Genomic DNA, 6160 nt, shown 5'->3' on the forward strand with positions numbered 1-6160 from the left:
GTCGATACCGAAGCTGCTGGAAAAGTCCGTCATCGTCCACCTCGCGCAAGAGGAAAGCCACGAAAGACCACGACGCAGCCCGGACAGGCGCGTCGTGGGGGACGGATTAGTTATCGTATGTGGGTGGCTGTAGGAAAGTGCATCCGCTTCAGGCTCAGGAGGCTATAGCGCCTGCGGCCTTTAGAAAAGTGGAGGTCCGTGAGATTATATCAAGCATAGGCCTTGAGCCAACGCTCTCCCAAAGAGCCATCAACGCATCGCCATCATGAACGTCATGGTCCTCAATCAGAAGACCGGGCAATGTTCCGATAACAATTGCATTAAATCTGTGAGAACGACTTATATCCAAAGCAAGAACAGGGGAAATTTCCGTCCATTCTTCGTTGATATTTCCAGCGTTCAGCTTGCCATCAATCTTTGCTTGAACCAGCATCATCGATATAATCAAACCGATTGCCCGCTGCCGTTTATTGGGGTTTGTTCTTGCATCAAAAACAAAAGCGCCGATTAGATATGCTCTAAGCAATGCATTAACGTAATAACTTTGGATGAGATCTTCATCCCCAGCATCGTTGTAATGCACCTCAATGAGGGCCGACACCCAAGCAGCAACTAAATCAGCAGCCAAATCCAGCATGGGCAAACCCATGCCGGGGAGACCAACCTTAATAACCGGAACAGTTGTAAATTCAGAAAATTTCTGTCGGATATGGATCAATTCGTGAATAACGAATTGGGCTAGCCCGATCTGCTGCCAGCGCACACGTTCTACGCCAGATATGCCGATCTCCCCGCAGGCATCATAGAGTTCATTCCATACTTTTACCAATGGCGCCAGATAGAAGTAGACCCGCATATTACCGCGATCCAAACGGAAAGCCGATTCACTCTCCTCATCGGTCACTTGAAATTCACTTTGATCGATGAGATTCAAAATACCCGCGCATACTCCGGTGATTTTACGTTCGAGCGCTAGCCGACCCAAAGCCGTACGAACTTCGAGTATCACTCGATCAAGTTCACTCTGCATCGCCTCGGTGGCTGCTGCCCCATTCATGCATTAACCTCCTGAATGGTGGCATTATGAGCTGGGATGGCGGGTACATCAAGCGCGTTTCCCGGGTACCTTTAACCCATTATCCACAAATCTCGGGTTGAATGGGGTACGAATTTGGGGATAAATGGGAACCACGGGACATGCGAAAGAATTCGCATATGATTCCGTATCAACAAGGAGAACTGGTAATGTCCGACCTCCAAGCGGTGGAAGCCACTGTAGCGGAGCGCGGGGTACCAAATCGGGGTACACGTGGCAAAGGGCGGGGGCGTGCACAAAAAGATTGGACAATCAAAGGACTGTCTCCTGAGACAGTCGAGGTTGCCCGAGAAGCAGCCAAATCTAGCGGCATGAAAATTAATGCTTGGGTTAGCCAAGCACTTACTGATGCCGCTTGCGATGTCCCAAGAGACAGAGAATTTGACTATGACGACCGTCATCACGACGTCGCAAAATCAGAAATAGAAAAACTTCGAGCACGAAATGATGAATTAATTCAAACAGTTAATACTCTTAGTGCGCTTCTAGCAAAAAGCTATTTAAACACTTAGGTAAAGAGGCAGCTCACGCTGCCTCTTTTTTATTCAACAAGGCACATTAACCAACACAAAATAGAAAGCAATTACGGCGATTATCTCTATGCTTTGGCCGTAAGCGACATTGACAGTTCCGGGAGCGCGAGGGCGATGGCCCTCGCATTTCTACTTTCTTCTTCCCCCCTCACCTGAACCGCCTGTGCCCCCTCCCCGAGACAAGCTCGGGGAGGAATGTGCGGTTTACTTCGCCCAGCTTCCCAGCAGGGGCTTGAGGTAGCTTCCGGTGAAGCTGCCTTTGACCTTCACCACCTCTTCGGGCGTGCCTTCGGCGACGATCTGGCCGCCGCGGACGCCGCCTTCGGGGCCCATGTCGATGATCCAGTCGGCGGTCTTGATGACGTCGAGGTTGTGTTCGATCACGACCACCGAGTTGCCCTGGTCGACCAGTCGGTGCAGCACTTCGAGGAGTTTGCGCACGTCTTCGAAGTGGAGCCCGGTGGTGGGTTCGTCGAGGATGTAGAGCGTCTGGCCGGTGGAGCGGCGGGCGAGTTCCTTGGCCAGCTTCACGCGCTGCGCCTCGCCGCCGGACAGGGTCGTCGCCTGCTGGCCGACCTTGACGTAGCCGAGGCCCACCTCGTTCAGCATGTGCATCTTGTCGCGGATGGGGGGGACGGCCTTGAAGAATTCTTCGGCGTCCTCGATCGTCATGTCGAGCACGTCGGCGATGGACATGCCCTTGAACTTCACTTCCAGCGTTTCGCGGTTGTAGCGTTTGCCGTGGCATTCCTCGCACGTCACGTAGACGTCGGGCAGGAAGTGCATCTCGATCTTGATGAGGCCGTCGCCCTGGCAGGCTTCGCAGCGGCCGCCCTTGACGTTGAAGCTGAAGCGGCCGGGCTTGTAGCCGCGCGCTTCGGATTCGGGGAGGCCGGCGAACCAGTCGCGGATCTGGGTGAAGGCGCCGGTGTAGGTCGCGGGGTTGGAGCGCGGGGTGCGGCCGATCGGGGACTGGTCGATCTCGATCACCTTGTCGCACTTTTCGAGGCCGGTGATCTTGTCGTGCGCGCCCGCGATGACGCGCGCGCCGTTGAGCTGGCGGCTGGCGCCTGCCTGCAGCGTGTCGATGGTGAGCGAGGACTTGCCCGAGCCGGACACGCCGGTCACGCAGCAGAAGGTGCCGAGCGGGAACTTCGCGGTCACGCCGGTCAGGTTGTTGGCGCGGGCGTTCTCGACGGTGACGAAGTGGCCGTTGCCCTTGCGGCGTTCCTTCGGCACCTCGATCCGGCGGGTGCCGTTGAGGTACTGCGCGGTGAGGCTGTCCTTGCTCTTGAGCACTTGCTTGAGCGTGCCTTCGGCGACCACCTGCCCGCCGTGGACGCCCGCGCCGGGGCCGAGATCGACGAGGTAGTCGGCGGTGCGGATGGCGTCCTCGTCATGCTCCACCACGATCACGGTGTTGCCGAGGTCGCGCAGGCGCTTGAGGGTTTCGAGCAGCATGTCGTTGTCGCGCTGGTGCAGGCCGATGCTGGGCTCGTCGAGCACGTAGAGCACGCCCGAGAGGCCCGAGCCGATCTGGCTGGCGAGGCGGATGCGCTGGCTCTCGCCGCCCGACAGCGTGCCCGAGGTGCGGTCGAGGTTGAGGTAGTCGAGCCCGACGTTGTTGAGGAAGCCGAGGCGCTCGTTGATCTCCTTGAGGATGGCCTTGGCGATCTGCTGCTGCTGGTTGGTGAGCTTGCCTTCCAGCTGCCCGAACCACGCGAAGCCGTCCGCCACCGAGAGGCGCGCGGCGTCGGCGATGTCGCTGCCGGCGATCTTGACCGAGAGGGCCTCGGGCTTGAGGCGCTTGCCGTCGCAGGTCTCGCACGGTTGCGCGGTCTGGTACTTGCTCAGTTCCTCGCGCATGAAGGCGCTGTCGGTCTGCAGCATGCGGCGATTGAGGTTGCCGATGACACCCTCGAACGCCTTGTTGACGGTGTATTCCTTGCGCCCGTCCTTGAAGGTGAGCGGCACGGCCTTGCCGCCGGTGCCGTAGAGGATCACCAGCTTGATCTCGCCGGGCAGTTCGTCCCACGGCGTCGTAAGGTTGAAGCCGAAGTGCGCGGCCAGGCTGGAGAGCACCTGCATGTAGTAGGGGCTGGGCGGGTTGGACTTGGCCCAGGGCACGATGGCGCCCTGCTTGAGCGTCAGGTGCTCGTTCGGCACGACCAGCTGCGGGTCGAACAGCAGCTTCTCGCCGAGGCCGTCGCAGGCCGGGCACGCGCCTTGCGGGGCGTTGAAGGAGAACAGGCGCGGCTCGATCTCCTCGATGGTGAAGCCGCTGACGGGGCAGGCGAACTTTTCCGAGAAGACGATGCGGTTGGCGGGCAGGCCGGCGCCTTTCAGGTTCTTGCCCTGCTCCTCTTCCTCACGGCCGGGGACGTTGCCGTCGGCCATGTCGGCATAGGCCAGCCCCTCGGCCAGCTTGAGCGCCTGCTCGAAGCTGTCGGCAAGGCGGGTCTGGATGCCCTCCTTCACCGCGATGCGATCGACCACGACCTCGATGTCGTGCTTGTACTTCTTGTCGAGCGCGGGGGCGTCCTCGATGGCGTAGAACTCGCCGTCGATGCGCACGCGGGTGTAGCCCGCCTTCTGCCACTCGGCGAGTTCCTTGCGGTATTCGCCCTTGCGGCCGCGCACCACCGGGGCGAGCAGGTAGAGGCGCGTGCCTTCCGGCAGCGCCATCACCCGGTCGACCATGTTAGAGACCGTCTGCGCCTCGATCGGAAGACCCGTGGCGGGGGAATAGGGAATGCCCACGCGCGCCCACAACAGGCGCATGTAGTCCCAGATCTCGGTCACCGTCGCCACCGTCGAACGCGGATTGCGGCTGGTGGTCTTCTGCTCGATCGAGATGGCGGGCGAGAGGCCGTCGATATGCTCGACATTCGGCTTCTGCATCATCTCGAGGAACTGGCGCGCATAGGCCGAGAGGCTTTCGACATAGCGGCGCTGCCCCTCGGCATAGATCGTGTCGAAGGCGAGGCTCGACTTGCCCGAGCCCGAAAGCCCGGTGATGACGATCAGCTTCTCACGCGGGAGCGCAATGTCGAAGCCCTTGAGGTTGTGCTCGCGCGCGCCGCGCACGGTGATGTGGGTGAGACTCATGGAGGCGGTATGTTCCAGATTTGTTCGCGCCATTCAAGAGGCGCCGGGCGGTTTGCCCATAGATGGGGCACAGCGCGCCAAGGGCAAGGGCGTTTCCGGGCGTTGGATGATCCCGCGCTGCGACGAGCCGGGGCTGCGCGGGGTCGGACGGGAAACCCGCAAGGCCCCCGCACGTTTTCCGTTTCGACCCAGCGCCGCATTCGTGCGGCCTCGCAGTTTGAGGAGAACGCCATGCGCGCCATGCGCAAACTCGCACCGAAGATCGCCGCCGCAGCGGCCGTCGCATTCATGTTACCGTCCGCCGTCATGGCCGGGGATACCGGGAAACCGGCTGCCAGCGCGCCGGAGCCGGGAAATCCCGAAGCACGGCGACAGATGCTGAACGCCCGTGAAGCCGCCGCCGCGCAGGAACAGCTCGCCCGCAATGAGGCCAGCCGGTCCCAATACGACGCCGCGCTCGCCCTCAACGACATGAAGACCGCCCGCGATGCCGCCGCTTACGACGCGACGCTCGACCGGCACGATGCGGCGGAACAGGACTACCGCGCCGACCGCAAGCAGTGGGAAGTCAGGAACCCGGCGTGCTGGAACGGCAATGCCGTGAAGTGCCCCGCCGATCCGCAGGCTCCCGGCTCCGGTGGGCGCTGACCCCTTCCGCCGAGGCTTCACCCCGCGACGAACCGCCCGTCGCAAGCCCTTTGAATCCCCGCGATTCTGCAGGCAGATAGCGCCTGTCGGGTGCGCCGATCAGGCTCAGGGGATTCAGGAAAATGGGGGCTTTCGGGCTGTTCGGGCGCGTGGTGGCGCTTTTACTGTTGGCAGGCTTCGCCACGCCGGTTCTTGCCGACGATCCGCGCGATCCGTCCATGACGCCGGACGCCGTCGCCCGCGACGCCGCGACCATCCGCCGCCTCAACCGCGAGCAGCTGGACTACGTGCGCCGGCGCGACGCCGGTTATGCGCAAGGCTGGCGCGACTACGATACGGCGCGCGCTCACCCCGATGCGGACCAAGGCGATTACGCTGCCGATCGTCGTGACTATGACGCCGCGCGCGCCGACTATGCCGAAGAGCGCCGCCGTTACGAGCACGACATGCGCGAATGGCGCGAGGACGTCGCCGCCTGCCGCGCGGGCTATTACGAGCACTGCGCGCGGTAAGACCGGATACGGCCATCCTTGTGGAAAGAGCCCGCCCCCGCATTGGAGCACGGACGCTCGGGGGCTAGGACGTGAACTCATAAACAGCACCATCGAGGTTTGAGGCAAAATGGCTCAGCGCAAGGAGACAGGACGAAGGAATATGTCGATATTTCAAGGCCTGTCGACGTGGCGATGGGCCATTTTGGTCAAATCCCTGCAGGACGCCGGAATGGCTTCCATCTCGAACCGAAGCGGCCTTGGAAGGGCAACCAGCCCTTCCG

5 protein-coding genes are annotated in these 6160 nt (G+C 61.2%); 3 read left to right on the forward strand and 2 right to left on the reverse strand.

Annotation, left to right across the window (positions count from 1 at the left end):
- Positions 1-154: 154 nt before the first annotated feature.
- Complete coding sequence (locus tag LH128_RS24795) at positions 155-1057, reverse strand: hypothetical protein (RefSeq protein ID WP_008832440.1); 903 nt, start codon at positions 1055-1057, stop codon at positions 155-157.
- A gap of 188 nt (positions 1058-1245) precedes the next feature.
- Here LH128_RS24795 and LH128_RS33775 point away from each other — a divergent pair, with 188 nt between their 5' ends.
- Entirely contained in the window at positions 1246-1608 is a 363-nt protein-coding gene (locus LH128_RS33775) for a hypothetical protein (RefSeq protein WP_172705165.1), read from the forward strand.
- Positions 1609-1833: 225 nt separating this feature from the next.
- On the opposite strand, the gene uvrA is transcribed toward LH128_RS33775, so the two are convergent.
- On the reverse strand, positions 1834-4737 hold the full coding sequence (uvrA, locus tag LH128_RS24800; protein ID WP_008832441.1) for an excinuclease ABC subunit UvrA: 2904 nt from the start codon (positions 4735-4737) through the stop codon (positions 1834-1836).
- 240 nt (positions 4738-4977) lie between these two features.
- Here uvrA and LH128_RS24805 point away from each other — a divergent pair, with 240 nt between their 5' ends.
- Together LH128_RS24805 and LH128_RS24810 are read left to right on the forward strand one after the other, a co-directional pair.
- Positions 4978-5385 carry a hypothetical protein gene (locus LH128_RS24805; RefSeq protein WP_327195259.1) on the forward strand — a complete coding sequence of 136 codons (408 nt, stop codon included), beginning with the start codon at positions 4978-4980 and terminating at the stop codon, positions 5383-5385.
- A gap of 122 nt (positions 5386-5507) precedes the next feature.
- Positions 5508-5897, forward strand: a complete 390-nt coding sequence (locus LH128_RS24810; protein WP_008832443.1) for a hypothetical protein — start codon at positions 5508-5510, stop codon at positions 5895-5897.
- Positions 5898-6160 lie beyond the last annotated feature (263 nt).

It is taken from the genome of Sphingomonas sp. LH128 (assembly GCF_000293195.2).
Classification (GTDB): domain Bacteria; phylum Pseudomonadota; class Alphaproteobacteria; order Sphingomonadales; family Sphingomonadaceae; genus Novosphingobium; species Novosphingobium resinovorum_A.